The sequence below is a fragment of the Allohahella sp. A8 genome, assembly GCF_047946665.1.
Lineage (GTDB): Bacteria > Pseudomonadota > Gammaproteobacteria > Pseudomonadales > Oleiphilaceae > Allohahella.
Genome location: NZ_CP172312.1, coordinates 972,700 through 989,497, shown reverse-complemented (window position 1 = coordinate 989,497; position 16,798 = coordinate 972,700). Strand labels below are relative to the sequence as shown.

11 protein-coding genes are annotated in these 16,798 nt (G+C 57.1%); 2 read left to right on the top strand and 9 right to left on the bottom strand.

Features of this window, described 5'->3' with window-relative positions; genetic code table 11:
• The first annotated feature begins 32 nt into the window (after positions 1 to 32).
• On the top strand, positions 33 to 2,030 hold the full coding sequence (locus ACH3PB_RS04840; protein WP_416398309.1) for a tetratricopeptide repeat protein: 1,998 nt from the start codon (positions 33 to 35) through the stop codon (positions 2,028 to 2,030).
• On the opposite strand, the gene ACH3PB_RS04835 is transcribed toward ACH3PB_RS04840, so the two are convergent.
• The 3 genes from ACH3PB_RS04835 to ACH3PB_RS04825 are packed head-to-tail and all read right to left on the bottom strand — an operon-like array spanning position 2,017 to position 5,462.
• Positions 2,017 to 2,688: a TIGR04282 family arsenosugar biosynthesis glycosyltransferase gene (locus ACH3PB_RS04835; RefSeq protein ID WP_416398308.1), complete on the bottom strand. Its 672-nt coding sequence runs from the start codon at positions 2,686 to 2,688 to the stop codon at positions 2,017 to 2,019. The two genes, ACH3PB_RS04840 and ACH3PB_RS04835, sit on opposite strands and share 14 nt — an antisense overlap.
• Positions 2,678 to 3,406, bottom strand: coding sequence for a TIGR04283 family arsenosugar biosynthesis glycosyltransferase (locus tag ACH3PB_RS04830; RefSeq protein WP_416398307.1), 729 nt, complete (start codon positions 3,404 to 3,406; stop codon positions 2,678 to 2,680). The genes ACH3PB_RS04835 and ACH3PB_RS04830 overlap by 11 nt, the downstream gene beginning before the upstream one ends.
• Positions 3,378 to 5,462, bottom strand: coding sequence for a hypothetical protein (locus tag ACH3PB_RS04825; protein ID WP_416398306.1), 2,085 nt, complete (start codon positions 5,460 to 5,462; stop codon positions 3,378 to 3,380). The genes ACH3PB_RS04830 and ACH3PB_RS04825 overlap by 29 nt, the downstream gene beginning before the upstream one ends.
• Before the next feature lie 253 nt (positions 5,463 to 5,715).
• Between ACH3PB_RS04825 and ACH3PB_RS04820 the strand changes: the two genes are divergently transcribed.
• Positions 5,716 to 6,150 (top strand): hypothetical protein, encoded by a 435-nt coding sequence (locus ACH3PB_RS04820; protein ID WP_416398305.1) that lies wholly within the window; start codon positions 5,716 to 5,718, stop codon positions 6,148 to 6,150.
• Positions 6,151 to 6,183: 33 nt separating this feature from the next.
• On the opposite strand, the gene ACH3PB_RS04815 is transcribed toward ACH3PB_RS04820, so the two are convergent.
• From ACH3PB_RS04815 to ACH3PB_RS04790, 6 genes are all read right to left on the bottom strand, one after another.
• Entirely contained in the window at positions 6,184 to 6,789 is a 606-nt protein-coding gene (locus ACH3PB_RS04815) for an outer membrane beta-barrel protein (protein ID WP_416398304.1), read from the bottom strand.
• A gap of 135 nt (positions 6,790 to 6,924) precedes the next feature.
• Positions 6,925 to 9,243, bottom strand: a complete 2,319-nt coding sequence (locus tag ACH3PB_RS04810) for an ATP-binding protein (protein ID WP_416398303.1) — start codon at positions 9,241 to 9,243, stop codon at positions 6,925 to 6,927.
• Between the two features lie 118 nt (positions 9,244 to 9,361).
• Positions 9,362 to 10,900: a fatty acyl-CoA reductase gene (locus ACH3PB_RS04805; protein WP_416398302.1), complete on the bottom strand. Its 1,539-nt coding sequence runs from the start codon at positions 10,898 to 10,900 to the stop codon at positions 9,362 to 9,364.
• A gap of 97 nt (positions 10,901 to 10,997) precedes the next feature.
• On the bottom strand, positions 10,998 to 11,237 hold the full coding sequence (gene acpP / locus ACH3PB_RS04800) for an acyl carrier protein (protein WP_416398301.1): 240 nt from the start codon (positions 11,235 to 11,237) through the stop codon (positions 10,998 to 11,000).
• Between the two features lie 83 nt (positions 11,238 to 11,320).
• Positions 11,321 to 12,127, bottom strand: a complete 807-nt coding sequence (fabG, locus tag ACH3PB_RS04795; protein WP_416398300.1) for a 3-oxoacyl-[acyl-carrier-protein] reductase — start codon at positions 12,125 to 12,127, stop codon at positions 11,321 to 11,323.
• A 45-nt stretch (positions 12,128 to 12,172) separates the two neighbouring features.
• On the bottom strand, positions 12,173 to 16,786 hold the full coding sequence (locus tag ACH3PB_RS04790) for a biotin carboxylase N-terminal domain-containing protein (protein ID WP_416398299.1): 4,614 nt from the start codon (positions 16,784 to 16,786) through the stop codon (positions 12,173 to 12,175).
• Positions 16,787 to 16,798 lie beyond the last annotated feature (12 nt).

Below are 16,798 nucleotides of genomic sequence, written 5' to 3'. Positions count from 1 at the left end.
CAGACAAGCAGTACCAGTTAACGAGGTGTCGAATGTACGTTGAACAAGCCAGGTCAGAAACTTCAGCCATGCCAGCTTCGAGCCAGGTGCTCGCGGCCAACCAGCACTACTCGGCGGGCAACCGTCCGGGTATCGATGGCGAGGTGAAGCGTGACTGTTTTGCCAAGGCGGAAAAGTTGCTGGCTGATGTCCTGCGGCAGTCGCCCGAGCATTCACAGGCTCTAGGCCTGCTGGGCCGGATTCGGCTGGACAGCCGAAGTCTGGAGCAGGCACGTGAGCTTTTCACGAAGGCGGTCGAGCTGTCACCAGAGGAGCCGCAACTGCTGTGCAACCTCGGCTATCTTGCCTTGATCGAACAGCGCTTTGGTGATGCAGAAGGTCACTTCCGCTCCGCGCTCAGGCTCGACAATCGCAATGCGTCGGCTTTCCTTGGCATCGCTCATGTGCTCGCTGGTCAGGAGCGTTTCGATCAAGCCTACATGCATTATCGTCGCATGATTGAGCTCGGCTACGTGTGGCCAAGCATCTTTGCCGGTATCACACACTGCTGTGAACACCTGGCGATAGATCATTACAACACCATGATCGCAGATGACCTTCTCTTCCTGCTTGGTCATGAGCAGATCACACCACAGCGCCTGGCGACTGTCGTTGCTGATATCCTTGAACATAAATACGCGGCGCTGCCAGCGGATATCGAGCTGCTCGAGGTGGCGAAAAGCGATCAGCTGCTGCTCAGTGCCTGCGATCGTATACTGCTGCCCTCGACCGAGATCGAGTCACTGCTGATCTACCTCAGGAGCAAGGTTTTCGACACGGTCTGCTACAGCGGTACATTGTCTGATGATCATCAGCAACTTGCACTGGCTCTGGCCAGTTATCAGGTTCGCAGTGGCTGCCTGTTCGAGACCAGCGAGCAGGAGCGTCTGCAACTGGACATCATCCACCAGCAGATTGCCCGTGCGGCCACTGCCGGCTCGATTGCAAATGGCTCGATGGTGGACGAACTCGCCGGCGCCTGCATCGTCGTCTCGATGTTCGATATCCTCTGGCGCCAGCCGTATTCCCTCTTGCTGGCTGCGCTGGATGTGGCGGATTGGCCGCTCCAGTGCCAGGACCTGCTTCAGCGCAGCTTCTACGACTTCATGACGGACGAGAATTTCAAGCAGCAGTTCTCTGAGAAGAAGGCAGAACTCCTGCTGGCGGCCAATGACATTCCCTTGCCCTACCCGACCTGGCAATCATTGCCTGTGCAGGATGAAGGTCTGCTGGTTGAAGCACTACAGCGCCGCTTCGACGTCGATCTGAAAACCGAGCACGCGATGGTTGCCATTATCGGCTCGGCGGCAGACCCGCAGACACTGGCCTTCGCAAAAAGTTTTACCGACAGCACTGTATTGGTCGTGGATTTCGATCTCTGCGATCTTGCCTACGGTGCGCGCAAGGCGAAGGAGAACGGGCTGGAGAACATCGTGTTCTGGCCACTGTCGATGTTCAGCCAGTATATCAAAGACGGCAACCGCTTCGATTTTATGCGCATCGACCAATGGTCAGCCAACGATGAAACTAACGAGATTTTGCTCGGCTTGTTCCGCGATGCGCTGCGAAGTGATGGCGTACTCAATATCAGGCTGAATCACGCTCATGCCGCCTTGAATGCCTTTGGTGCTGATCACTCGAATGGTCAGGCCATTTGGCAGTCAGAGTCGCCAGGACATTATGCACTACAGCAGATCCGTGCTGGCTATCTGGCGGCCATTGCAGAAGGCGAATGCGCTGAGCTGGCTCGGACGCCGGAATTTTATAGCCTGCATGGTTTCAGGAAGCTGTTGAGCGCTCGCGCTGTGGCGGAAGAACTGCCTCGCCTCCTTGGCGCACTCGCCAACGAAGTCCAGTGGAAGACCCTGGAAGCACAGAACGTGCAGGGTCATTCGACGCATCGCCGCAACAGTGCCCAGGCCTGGCAGCGAATGACCCATCTCGAATGGGATGCCCAGAATGGCTCCAGCTGGTACTTCAGAAAGCGCTAGTCTCGTCCCGAGCTGCCGAGGCCTGCCATCGCTGTAGCGCCGGCAGCTCGTCAATATCCTCAAGCGGTGGCAGCTCTGTCCATACGACGTTTGACCACTGCAAGCGCGCTCTCGTAGCCTTCAACAGCTCAGGCTGGCTCCACGGCATACCCTCAAAAACATCGCAGCCCGACTTCGCAAAACGGCCGTTCACCCCGATCAGGACATACCCGCCATCGAGCGCCGGCACGAGCACACAATCAGCGGTATCGAGCGCGGCTTCAGCTGCAGTGAGTATCTGCTCAGTCAGATATGGACAATCACTGCCTACAATCATGAGTCGATCACTTTGCCGAATCGACGAACAAAAAAACTGGCTGATGACCAGAGCCATACGGTCTCCGATTGACCCCATACCCTGTACGCCGTCTGCCAGCCAGCCGGGCTCGGCCACTGTTCGCGGCGTCTGTACCTCAGGTCGGTCCCAGTCTATACGGGCACTTCGGCCAGGGACTGCCTTGACGTAAGCACGGGCATGATCAATCTGAAGCTGCAGCAACTGCTGATATATCGCCAATGCCTCTACCGCTCCAGTCTCTGCCGCCAGGCGTGTTTTCACCGCACCAAGCCGCGGCCGTTTGGCCAGTATGACCAGCTGCGCAGGGGACTCAGCGGCCATATTGACGAGCGAGGGTCTCTGGTGAAGCCCCGAGGAAATAGGCGAGCCTGAGCCGCCACATGAGCAGAATGGTTCGCCACGCCCCGTGCCGCTCCCAGCGCCGGCTCGAAGTTTGCGCGATTAGCGGCAGGCGTTTTGGCCAGGCCAGACGGCGTAGCCGCTTACTGAATTCCACATCTTCCATCAGCGGAATTGGCTGGAAGCCGCCAAGCTTTTCGAATACTGCCCGACGGACGACGAAAACCTGATCGCCGGTGCAGACGCCACTCAGTCGGGAGCGCCATTCCATCATGGTTTCGACGAGCCTGAAGATTCGGCGGGAGCCGGTAAGCCGAACGCGACAGCGCCCCCACGGGACCTCTGGAGCAAGAAGCTGCTCGAGGCTGCCAAGGTCCCCCTCCAATTCAGTATCAGCGTGTAAGAAGACCAGGAGTTCGCCGTTAGCGGCAGCCGCGCCGAGGTTCATTTGCCGGCTGCGTCCCCGGCTATCGGGTGGCGCGATGATGACCTGATCGGAAAACTGCGCCGCCAGTAGTCTGGTCTGATCACGGCTGTCGGCATCCACGGTGATGATCTCCAGTCGTTCCGCTGGCCAACGCTGTCTGAGGGCCTGCAAGCTGAGTCCGGGGCCTCCCATGAAGGCCTCGGCCTCGTTCAGCGCCGGTATGATAATGGAGATCAAGGCCGGACTATTGCCAATGGATAATTGGCTCACCATTGCGAGCACGTAGTACCTGCAGGTCGATCTGCCGCAGGCCCTGCGGTGGCTGCGACACCAGACCGTTGGTATCGATGAGACGCACCATCTGCAGTCGTGCACTGGCCGACATGTTGCCTTCTGACATTTCGAATCGACCGCCCTCTACCTTACTCGAGGCAAAGCTTTCAATAAGGTAGTTGAGATAGGTATGACGACGCTCGCTGAGCAGCGCAATCCTGTTGATAGCGCCCGAATCCAGGGTTTCCAGCGCATTGCGGAAACGCCTCAGGATGGCTTCGACCTCGGCCCGCTGCAGGGGTGTCTGACTCAGATTGGGTCCCTGATAGGCGGCCTCGCCAACCTGTTCAGTAATCTCCGAAGACTCCTGTTCTGTGCGGTCCTCAAGACGCTGCAATTCTTCCCGACGCCGCGTGTCGACATCGGCTTCCGGTGCAATCACGCCATCAGGTGCAGTGACGCCCTCTGGCTCTGTGCCACCAACCTCGTCCACGGGGAAGCCACTCTCCCTATCGATAGTGCCTCGGTTACTGCTGCCCAGCGGTTGCTCTGGCTCCACAGGATCGCTGAACTGCACGTTGGCAGGCAGCGAGTTCTCTTCCTGCACTGGTGCTACTGGCGGCTCAGGCTCGATGAGGCCTGCCTCGCGCTTCAGGATGGCAACGCCTTCGGTAATCGAGATGTCATTGACGAACATGATTCCCACGCCAAGCGCCACCAGCAAAAGAAGCGCGCTGGCAATCACGGCCAGCCAGCCACCCTCCTCTTCGCTGTCACGCCGAACGCGGCCGCGATTGCGTGATGCCTGGTTGTAGCGTCCGGTCGTATCAGACATTCGTTCAGCATAGAGATCTTCATCGCCGCCATGGTGGTCGTCAGCGAAAAAGCCCTGACTTCCTGTTCCAGCGTACCTGGGTGGCGCAGGCTGTGGTGCCGGACGCGCCTGTTGCTGAGGTGCAGGCTTGCGAGCCGCAGGCTTCTGCGGCTCGGCGCTTCCTAGCGCAGTCCTCTGGGGCGAAGAGCTCTCGGTTCCAAGTTGCGGTGGCGCGGCTTTTTGGGCGGAGACTTTTCGCTGTACGCCGTCCAAGGGTCCTGCGCGCTCGTTCATCTGAGGCACACGCGGCAACGACTCTGCGTGCCTGGCCTCGTAATCCTCCTCATCAACTTCAGCGGCGGGTGAGGATGCGGGTTTGCGATTTGCTGGCTGTTCAGTCTTTGCTGCCTGACGAACCACAGGTGGAGCTTGTGTTGGCGCGGACTCGGCGGCCTGCGTACTTCCACTCTCACGAATTGCTGGCTCATTGGAAGCAGGGCTAGCCTCCGCCGATACCTGCCCAGGCATCGCTGGATCATCGACTACACCCGTCTCGACGCTCTCTTCCAGCACCGGCACCGGTACCGGCCGCTTCGGTCGTGTTGCGGGCAGCTTGGTATTGGCAAGTGCGGACGAACCAAACAGCGCAGCGGCCCAGGGCTCGATAGTCTGCGGTCTGTCATAATGGAAGTAGGTCAGGCCCTTGTCGATCAGTCTGAGGAACTTACCCTCGAAGCGACCTTCGCTCGAGCTCGCAAGCCAAAGTAGCGGGTCAATATCCTTGTCATACGGCTCCCCGCTGGCGACCCTGTCTTTGGCGCCCACAGGGGTGTGGCCTGCGATGCAGAGGTACATCGTGCCGGCTACGCTGTAGATATCGGTCCATGGGCCTTGTCGTCTGAGATCTACCGAAAACTGCTCGATGGGGGCGAAGTCTGGATCGAGCTGCGCATTCGACATGGGAATGCGACGGTCATCGAAGGGATCGGGCGATTCCGAATCCGGCAGCTCCTCTATCGGCAAGAGACGCCACTGTCCGTTACTTTCCCTGTAGATGGTATCGGGGTTGACCGCCCGATGGACCAGACCACGCTGATGCAGCAGGGCGAGCTGCTTCAGTACTGGCAGGAATATTCGGCGTATCTCCGTAATATCCAGCGTCTTACTCGACACGAAATCGCGAAGCGTGAATAAAGTGTCGGACTGTTCGTTAATAAAACTCTCCCGGCTTACGCCCACCATCTACTTGGTCTTGCAGGCAAGTCTATCACGCCCGCCCATCATGTCAGTTCCAGTTTGACGCTGAAAAGCTTCATTTTAGAGAAGCTGACATCACCAAGGCAATTAATCCTGCCTCATGGTACAGCCTTTGCTGCGAGTCACGCAGTACGCGGTTGCCGTTGCCCCCGCTGCAATCGCTTCAGCAAGCGCCGTCGTACCATCTTCGATTGCCATTCAGCATATTAGCCATTTTTTTCGATAACGAGGAATGATCATGAAAGGGACATTAACGAGCATAGTACTCACGGCAACACTTGCAGCCCCGCTGGCACTCGCAGAAGTCGACATCGACAAGGTTGACGATGCGCTGAAGACTGCTGAGCAGTATGGGTTCAGCCATTACACTGAAATCGAGTTCGAGGAAGGTGGCAAGGTCGAAATCGAAGGCTGGATCGATGACAGCACCGATGCAGAGGTCGATTTCGCAGCCGACGGAACTGTCAGCAGCGAAGACAAGGAAGCTCGTGAAGGCGGGCCTAAGGGGGTAAGCGCTGACACCATTCGCTACGCTGTCGAGACCGCTAGAACCAAGGGCGTGACGAGCATAGAGAGTATTAGCAGTGAGCAGGCGGGCGAAGTCGAAATCGAGGGCAAAGCCGGTGATGGCAAGGCGGTGGAGCTCAATGTCGTCACCGCCCAGCGGGATTGATCAGCTCAGGCCAGCCTCACAGCCTGCAAGGTGTCAAAGGAAAATTGTAGCCTGCAGACCAAATTGATTGCCATCGACGGCTTCAGAACCGTTCTGCCCTGTGTCATATTCGATGAATACAGCGCGCAGACCAAAGCCGACCTTGGGAGTGGCGAGATAGTCGGCCTGAAGGACCAGGCCGGCAGCATCGTCGAACTCGATGGATTCCTTGCCAACGCCATCGAGTTCAAATTCGAGTTCCGGGCTCAGATGATAGCTGAGTCCGCCGCCGACGCGGAACTGGTCAGCCGTATAGAAGGCCAGCAGTTCGAATGGCACCCGACTGAAGCTGGCATCGGCATTTTCTGCATTGACAGCGTCAAAGTGATAGCCGATGGTGCTCTGAAGGTACAGGGGCGACGTCGGTAGCTGATACCCCAGCCCACCAGCAATCGAAAACAGACCACCAGCCTTGATATCGGCATCATCGCCGTCTACAAACTCCAAGGATGCCAGCTCATCTCCACCCGTCGTAAGCCCTAACGAGCCGACCAGTTCGACCCGCCGCTTGTCGCCGTCAGTCGCCGTACCTGTTTCGTCAGCCTGCACATTGAATGCAAAAGGCAGGCAAAGCAGCACCGCCGGAAATAGCTTTTTCATCCGTAACCTTCAGAGATTGAAATTCAGAACACAAAATTTTCCTGAATTCTAGGCACTTGCCCCTGTCGCGTCTGTGAGTTTCTTGTAAAGAAGCGTATAAGCGCTGCAACTGAAATCGCGCCGGGTGAGGCTGTTTCAGTGGCTTAATCGAAGGATGGCCAGCAGGTCTTCAGTCAGGACTGGCTTGACTACATGATGGGAGAATCCGCTGCTCAGACTCCTGGCCTTGTCCTTATCCTGACCATATCCAGACAGGGCGATGAAACGACAGCTGGTGCCAGGTTGCATATGTCGCAGACGCGCCATGAGTTCATAGCCGTCCATCCCCGGCAAGCCGATATCGAGTATCGCGACATCAAAGTCGCCTTGGGGAAAGACGTCGAGCGCTTCATAGGGATGATAGACAGCCTTGACATTGAAGCCCTTCATCGACAGCAGTTCAGCCAGCGAATCGACGGCATCACGATTATCATCCACCAGAAGAATGCGTCCATGCAGAGTGGCCTTGGTAATGATCTGGTGCGATGTGGCAGAAGTAGTCTCATCGGGCATGCCTGGCTTGAGTGGCAGCACGACCCTGAAAATGCTGCCCTTGCCCTCGCCCTCGCTCTCGCCACTCACCCTGCCGCCATGAAGACTTACCAGATTCTTCACAAGCGCGAGCCCCAGCCCGAGTCCGCCTTCAGCACGATCAGTGCTTCGTTTGCCCTGAACGAAAAGATCGAATATCAGTGGCAGCAACTTTGGTGAAATGCCAATACCAGAGTCTTCGACAGCAATATGCACTTCCTCCGCCTTCACCTGTGCACTCAATCGAACGTTACCAGCCGCTTGCGTATAGCGGGCCGCATTAGTCAGCAGATTGGACAGCACCTGTGCAATTCGCGCAGGATCGCACACCAATGAGATTTCAGGCACATCGAGACTGAGTCTGTGACCCTTGCGCTCGAATAGATCCTCGCTCATCTCGACTGCGCGCTCGACCACCTCGGGAAGTCTGACCTGTTCGAAGCGCAGTTCAACGAGGCCTCTCGTTATTCTGGAAATGTCGAGCAGATCATCCACCAGCCGCACCAGATGATTGACCTGACGCTTGATCATCTGATACTCCGCCGGCAGTTCATCATGCTTCTGCTCGATCAGCTGAATACCATTCACAATGGGAGACAGCGGATTGCGCAGTTCATGACCCAGCATGGCCAGAAACTCGTCCTTGCTGCGCGAAGCAACCTGTAGCTCCTCATTGAGAAGCTCGGTTTCCTTGCGCGCAAGCACCTGCTCGGTGATCTCTATGACTACAACCATGAGACCGTATATTCCACCACCATGATGACGCAGTGGCGTAAGATTGAACTCGTAATAGCAATTTCTAAGTTCGCCGCCCCGATAGATCTGCACGTTCAGCTCGTTATCAGAGTAAGAATTTCCTGAGCGAAACGCGTCCTGAAAAGTCGCTCGTATCGGCTGGTCGATCAGTTCAGGGAAGACTTCATCGAAAGATTTGCCGACAATGTCATCTCGGTCGATCATTTCAAGATAGAGCGGGTTTGCAAGCTCATAGACGAGGTCTTCGCCGATCAGGACAGCGGTACCGACTGGAGCGTTCATCAAGAGCTGGTCGCGGTCGGCCACAGCCAGCGCCCTCGCCTGCTCGGCCTCGGCCTCCAGCAGGACGGTGCCGACACGACTCGTGATATCGCTCAGGAAGGCCCGATAACCCTCGAAAGGCACGGTAGGATTCAGGATGAAAGTGAGCTCAAGCTTCACATCCAGCCCAAGTTCGTTCGCTGTGAGCGTCAGGCTGGGGGCAGCCGTCTCAGCATGGTCAGTGACGAGAATACCCGGCAGATCGACCGGATGCAGCTCTGCGGTGCTCTGCAACAGCTGAAAGACGGCTTCGCGGGAAGTACAGCGACGGAGCTTGACCGAAAGCCATGAGAGAATCGATTGGCGGCGCTCGCTCACTACGCTGCCGGTCGTTTCCGTGACGATGGCCAGCACGCCAGCGACAGTGCCCGTCTCGTCGTAAACCGCGTTATAAGTATAGGTCCAGTAACAGTCCTCTACCCGCCCATTGCGCCAGACCGGTATCAGCTGGTTCTCATGCAGCACGGTCGAATCTCCCGCCCGCACTGCATCGAACATCGGCTCGATGACGTCCCAGACTTCCTGCCAGAACAGTTTGGCTGGCTGCCCAAGCGCCGCGGGATGCTTGCCTTCGCCAAAGCTGGGACGATAGGCATCATTGTAGATCTGAATGAGCTCCGGCCCCCAGAACAGAAACATTGGCTGCTGCGAGTTCATCACGATCGAGACAGTGGTTTTCAAGCTGGCCGGCCACTCGTCGATGGCGCCCAACGACGTCTCGTGCCAGGGCAACTCACGCACGAGATCCCGCAATTCAGAGCCCTGCCCTATAAAGGCGCTTTGGCTTTGTGACTGCGGTTGACCCATGTCTGACTCCCTTCGGACCATGTTCTGTGTGCTGCTCGGAACATGATCATACCAGTATTGCAGACAGGCAGGGAAACGGTCGGTACACGCCTATCGAGGGCATGTTTACCTGCAGTACTTAGTGAGCCTTATCGACGCGACGCAGTAGCTTCGGCTCTTCGGGCTTTTTTGGGCGCGGCTTCAGCGCAAAATTGTTCAAGCCACTCAGATGAATATTTCCCAGGTAATGCGCCCAGTCGATATCGGCCGTAGATACCGGGAAGGCGGCTCGGTCGGCGGGGCTCAGACGGTCTGCCAGCGCTAGCAGTTCGCTGTTGTCAAAGGTGTAACGCTGAGTTGTGTAGAATGCGAAAACGACCGCCAGGCGCACCGTAGTCTCCATCTTCATCAATGCGCGCTTGCTGCTGCTAAGACCCAAGGTCTTGCGCAGACGATAGCTCCAGCGCTCATAGTTCAAACCGCCATCGGTAATAAGCTTGAATAGCGGCGCGGGCACCATGACGAAAGATTTCTTTGGCTGTCGCGGAAATAATCTGTCCAGACCTGAGCCAGGCGTCGTCGAGGCCTTGCGAACAAGCTTGATCAGCGTCTTCAGCGTCACCGGATTCTCCGCACTGCTGCCGCATTGATAGAAGCGATGCTGGCACGGTGCGTTCAGTGCCTCGGCAGCACTGATAAGAATACTGTTCGCCACATAGTCAACCGGGATGATGTCGATCGAGGCAGATGGGCGGCCAGGAAAGAGCATGACGTGCTCACGTGCGTACGCCATGATCACAGCGTCGGCGACCTTCAAGCCTTCAATCCAGCCGGGTGTAGGGTCTTTCAGTACGCTTTCGATGATGGAAGGCCGCAGCACGGTCAGCGCCCGGCCCTGCAAGGCGTTCAGAAGGCGCTGCTCACCAAGCCATTTGGTGAAGGTGTAAGTGTCGTTCCAACCATAGGCGTTGGCCACCTCCAGGCCAAGATCGACCAATGCGGCCTGACGTTCATCGATATCACTGATGGTGGCATAGAGTACGTTGATTCGGCTCTGCAGTGAGCTCACCACGGCATCTGTATCGACGTAACCAGTATCGAGCAGCGGAAGATCGCCGCTAAACGCGACAACATTGCCTTCCTGGCAGAAACCGGCGTGATGGCCATGAACATAACAGGTCGACACGTGGATCAGCGGACAGTGCGGGGTGAACTTTGAGAAATCTATCAGACTGTCGAGCGCCAGAGTGTTCGTCTTGAGCGCATCATCGAGCGGCTCCCGAAAGTCGACACTGGCGGCAGCGTTGATGATGAGATCGAGCGAAAATGCCGTTGCCGCGAAGGTCTCGTGATCCAGACCGAACAGAGGCTGGGTGAGATGGCCTTCCAGGCAGTGCAGCTTTTTCAGGCAGTTCTCGAGAAACTCTGCACCCTGCTCGCTTTTGAGTTTGTCGAATAGTGAAGATTGCAGTACCTCATGGTAGAGGCGGTCTTCTGCTGAAGGAAAGCGCCGATTGCCGCGCATCAATAGAAAAATGCGCCCATTGCCACCTACGCAACGCAGTAATTTCTCCAGCACCACCTTGCCGACAAAGCCGCTTGCGCCTGTCAGCAGAATCGTCTTGTCCCGCAGGGTGTCGATGGACACTGTCGTTTCAAAGGTTTCTGGCACTTTCATCAGTCGGACACTCCATTGCATCAAATTGAAATTCCGAGCTGCACGGCGCCGGCATACCGCCGAATGCCTGCCGGCAGCCATGCTTCAGTTCAGTCGATCACGCGGCTTCGGTGCGAGCGAGCAGGTTCATTACATCCTGCACACTGGTAATCTTCTCAGCTTCCTTGTCTTCGATTTCGAAGCCGAACTCTTCTTCCAGCGCCATGACCAGCTCGACAGTATCGAGCGAATCTGCGCCGAGGTCCTCGACAAATGTCGCTGAGGGGACAACGCGTTCCTTATCAACGCCGAGTTGATCAGCGACGATCGCGATGACGCGCTCTTGTTGGGTAGACATGGTAGTGCTCCTTTCTTCCAGTTGGACTTTCGGGTGGTTTGATTGGGATGATTAGGGGTCATAAGGCCTGGTGAGGCCCGGGATTACATATACAGGCCGCCGTTGACGTGTAGAACCTGTCCGGTGATATAGCGAGCTGACGCGCCAGCAAGGAAGGCTACACACGCCGCAACGTCTTCAGGCGCCCCCATAATGCCAGCAGGAATCTTTGCCAGCAGGGCAGCTTTGGCGTCTTCAGACAGCTCGTCAGTCATATCCGTGGCGATGAAACCTGGCGCGACCGCATTCACAGTGATGTTCTTGCGGGCCAGCTCCAGTGCCAGACTCCGGGTCATCGCTTCAAGCGCTGCCTTCGACGCCGAATAATTGCACTGGCCAGCGTTACCGCTGCTGGCGACAACCGAGCTGATATTGATGATGCGGCCCTGCTTCTTGCGCAGCATGGGCCGCAGCAGAGACTGCGTGAGCCTGAAGGTGCCATTGAGATTCGTCTCGATGACTCGGCTCCATTGCAAGGGTTTCATTGCCAGCGCGAGCTGGTCATCGGTGATGCCCGCGTTGTTGACCAGTACATCCACCTGTATCGACTGCTGTTTCAGGGCATCGACCAGCTCGGGAATACTCGTCTCGTCACTGAGATCGAGTACAAGCGACTGGCCAATGCCACCACTTTCGTCGATAGTACGGGCGATGCTCTCGACTCCATTTTGCGAAGTCGCAGTACCGATGACGTATGCGCCATCAAGGCAGAATTTCTGCAGAATGGCCTTGCCGATACCTCTGCTGGCACCAGTGATCAGTACCACCGGGCGCGCAGCAGATGTCTCGTCGGCACCAGCTTCGTTGGCGCTTGACAGCGTTTTACCATCTCGTCCGTTCTGTGTATCCATAACGTCTCTATCTCCTTTGTGTGCAACGCTGATTGATCAAGTGCCTTACTTGCTTTCGGCGACAGTCTTGCTGTCGGCTTGCTTGCTATCCACCTGGGCGGCTTTCTTCTCGGCAGGCAGCGGACTCAGCACGAACAACAGATCACCCGTGTTCACCGGTTGCCCGTCGTCGTTCATAACACGATTGATTCGATAGCGGGTACCGTCGGCATAGAGCTCCTCACCTGCCTTGTTCAGATGGCGCAGCTTGAGCGGTGAATACATTTTCATGGCTTCCATCAGACACAGGGTCTGCTGGGTGTCGACCACGTCGCCCTCAGTCACGAAGGGCTTTTCATCGGGCGTTGGCGAGCGGTAGAAAATGCAGGACGCGGGCGCAAGCACCTTGAGTTCTGCAGTGCCAGGGATGGAAATATCTCCGCCTTTTGCGGACACGGCGCGGCCGGAGGGCTCTCGCTGGAGACTGCTGGCATCGATACGGGAGCCGAAGCCCTGCAGGAAGCCAGTGTCGAATTTACCACCACGGAACACTTCGTCTTCGAGAATGGCAGCGACGAAGTCGAGGTTGGTGACGATGCCTTCAATCCGGGTCTGGCGCAGAAAGGCGGTGAGCCTCTCAATGGCCTCTGCCCTATCCTTGCCCTTGGCAATGATCTGCATTACCAGACTGTCGTAGTACGGCGCAACCGCCTTGCCCTTGTCGATACAGCTAATCACATCGACATGACTATCTTTGGGCATGACGAGATCGAGCACCAGACCAGGCGATGGCTGACAACTGAAGCTGCCATCACGCAGCATCACCTGCTCAGCATTGATTCGCGCTTCGATGGCGTAGCCTTCCTCCTTTGGCGCCAGATCAGCGATGGATGCGCCTGAGGCGATCCTGAGCTGCTGTGCCACGATATCAATGCCGCTCACCGCTTCGGTAACTGGATGTTCAACCTGCAGTCGGGTATTCATTTCCATGAAGTAGAGGCATTCGTGATCGAGATCATAGATGAACTCGACCGTGCCGGCGCCGACGTAATTGACTGCATCAGCGATGCGCTTCGCATAGGTGAGCGCACTCTGCTTGAGTGTCTCGCTGAGCATGGTCGATCCAGACTCTTCGAGCAGCTTCTGATTGTTGCGCTGCACACTGCAATCGCGGATACCGGGCAGGCTGCAATGGCCATGGCTGTCTCTTAGCACCTGCACCTCGATGTGCCGCATGTGCTCAACGAAACGCTCCATATACAGTGCACCGCGACCAAAGGCGGCTTCGGCTTCACGACGCAGGCGCGTGTAGGTTTCCGCCAACTCGTCCATACTGGTGAGCTTGGCGATGCCCTTGCCACCGCCACCAAATGCAGCTTTCAACAGCAGGGGGAAGCCAATTTCTTCTGCCAGACGGCGAGCGTGCTGGGCATCGGAGATGATGCCATGGCTACCAGGCACCACAGGCACATCCGCTGCCATGGCTGCGTTCAGTGCACTGGCCTTGTCGCCCATCACGCTCATCGCACGATAATCAGGGCCAATAAAATTCAGGCCTCGAATCTGGCAGCGCTTGGCAAAGTCAGGGTCCTCAGACAGGAAACCAATTCCCGGGTGCAAACTGTCAGCGCCAGTCATGCTCGCGACCTTCAATACACTGTTGGCATTGAGATAACTCTCATCCGGCGTATTGCCGCCGATGCAAACCAGCTCGTCGCGAGCGCCCAGCATCTCTGCGGGGACTGAACCCATATCAGGATCGGACTGCACCAGAACCACCGGGGTACCGTTGCGCTGGGCATCCCTGATCAGCTTCACTGCCGTGCAGCCGCGGGCATGAATCAGCAGCTTTTCTACCGGCGCGAATACTTTTGCGACCCGGCCTTCGTGCTGCTGCAAAGCGGCTGCGTCGTCACTGGGCTGGGCATTGGCCTGGGGCAGCTTACCGCCGTTCAGCCTGGCCTTCAGCATATCCTGCAGGCTGCAGCGTGGGCGCGGCGCCTGCGAATCGATCTGCAACAGGCGTCTGTCGAAACTATCGGCAAAGGGGTGACTGAGTAAACCAGTCATTGTGGCGTCAGTCTCGGGCTCAGCCTTGGCGTTCTTTGACAGATAATTAGCCAGGGTGCAGGTCGACGGCAGGTAGCTCGGTACGACGATCTGCCCGGCGAAGGGAATGTTCGCACCGCTGATATACCAGGTTTCGACCAGCGGATGGGTCACAAAACTGGCCTGGGCACCGCCGGTACAGTCTCCGAAACCGACCATGATCACCGGCAGACCAGTGAGTTGACGAAAGCGAGTCAGCGCCTCGTTGACAGCCGCCATCGCGAACAACGAACCCGCACCCTCTTTGGTCTGCATGCCACCAGAAGAGACAAGGCCTACTATGGGCAGACGCTTGTCTTCACAATGCTGAATAAGCGCCAGCAACTTACGGGCACTGGCCATATCCAGAGCGCCGGCCTGAAAGGCCAGATTGGAAATGAAAAGGCCGACTGGCTGCGAAGCCACCTTCAATGTAGCGATGCCGGTCACGATGCCCGCAGGCACCTTACCCGCGCTGATCTGCTTATGGATACTCTCAAGGTAGCCGGGGAAGGCGCAGGGGTCACTGGAGACCCAATCGTCGTGCTGGGGCGTGAAATCCCGACACAGCTCGTCGACCCAGCCAGTCCACTCGGGCCACTGGCTCTTGTATTCCTTCTGCAGTGCCTGAATCTGCAGGTCACAGTAGGCAATGGATAGGCGATGCCAGAAGTCCTTGCGTCGACCGATCCAGGTCGGGTTGATCTTGCCATCGAAGGCTTCGCCGCCCGCCTGAGCCTGCATATAGCGAGGAATCAGATTTTCAAAGAGGTAGGTCAGAAACACGAACAGGCTTTCAGAGAGCCTTGCGTGCTGGCGCTGCTTCCATTCCGAGACCTGGCGCAGAAACCACTCAACGTCGTCGCTCTCGTTCAGCTGCGTCAGCCAGGTCGAGAACTCTCGAGCATTTGCGTCTACCCAGCAAACGTCATTCTGGGTTGCTTTCAGCGCAGCATCGAGCAGTTGTGCCATCGATTCTTCACTGAGACTTCTATAACGGTTAGCCTCACTGGCGACCAATTCGAGTTCACCCAGAATGCCATCGTAGAGTGCGTCGAAGAACTGGAGCTGAAGGCTCACTGGCGCTAGCCAGGCATTGAGTTCAGGCAGACGAATCAGCTGTGGCAATGTGACGTCTTCTTTTGCCGGCAGTTCGCCAGTCTCTGTTTCAGTCCGACCCTTTGCTGCCTGCTCAGCCAGAAACTCGCTCAAGGCCACGAATCCCTCTGCAGCTTGAGCCTTCCAGCGATTGTACAAATACAGGCCAAGCTCGAAGGCCAATGCCTCTGCCGCCTGTCGATACTTTTCCTGTGGCTTTCCTAATACCAGTGCAGCCAGCGCACTTCGATCCTCATCCTTGGCCTGACGCGCCTTCTGGAAACGCTCGTATCGCTCGAGCAGTCGCTGCTCGTAAATCAGCTTTTCTTCGCGCTGAAACCATTCATTGAACACGCCGAGCTTCTCGCTGCTTTGTTGCTGCGGCTGTATCGGCGCCACGCTGCCAGCGGCGGGCAGCGAGGAAATGGTGGTGAAGCTCAGGCGCGACGCCACCTGCTGCTGCCGCATGTGGCGCAGGGTGTAGCCAAAGAGGCTGGGTAGCTGTGTTAGCGAATCGGCGTAGTAGCTGTTATTCGGCCCGGCCAGGCGCTCAGGCTTATCAAGAAATACGGCCAGGCTTCGCTGATACTCACTGCCGACCGGCGCGAACACTGCAGCACCATCGGGTTGTACGAAGGCGCTCAGCTGCTTTTCCAGAAAGGCCAGTGAGCCAACCACAGCTGATTTAAGATGTTCGAGACCTTCACGCTGATCACTCGGCGAATAGTCTACGATACCGTCGATCCAGCCCTTGCAAGCCGTCTCACACGCCGATACCCCAACACGCTGGGCACACTGTTGCCAGGCCAGCTTCTGCTTGCGCGCGATGCTGGCGAGGCCCTGTGGCTGAATGGTACTGAACAGACCATCACGAACTGAAAGCAGCACGTTGGTGGCCGCCAGCGGAATTGCACCACCAGAGTACGCAGTGCCAAGAATGATGCCCACTGTGGGAACTGGCAGCTGCGCCATCACCGTGATCAAGCTCGATATGCTATGCGCCTGATCCTGCTGGTTGGCCGTTTCGCCGGCATCTGCACCCGGTGTATCGATAAAGGTGATTAGCGGCATCCGCTTGCGGCTGAACTTCACCGCCAGTTCAGCGGCCTTTCGATGATGCTCCGGGCTCCAGACGCCTTGCCGATTCTCCCGATTCTGGCCGATCAGACCGACCCGAATCCGCTTGCCTGCCTCATTGAGCATGTAGCAGTCCAGAGCGTACAGTGGGCCGTCATCGCTTTCCTTGATGACCTTGTGAACCAGTGCCTTCATAATCTTGCGGGCGCTGAAACGTTGGCTCTGACGAACGGGCTGAATGACCGCCTGTTCGTAATCCTCGATTGGCAGGCGGCTGATCCTGGCGACTTCAGCTTCGACGGCTTCCGGCGCCAGGAGCCCGGGAATCCCGGCCGCTACTGTGTCCAAATCGAATACCGGCGCGCGGTCGACCACTCCTGGTGTCTTGGTGTTATTGGTGTGTTTGGCCCTGGTCATGTCTGATCCTTC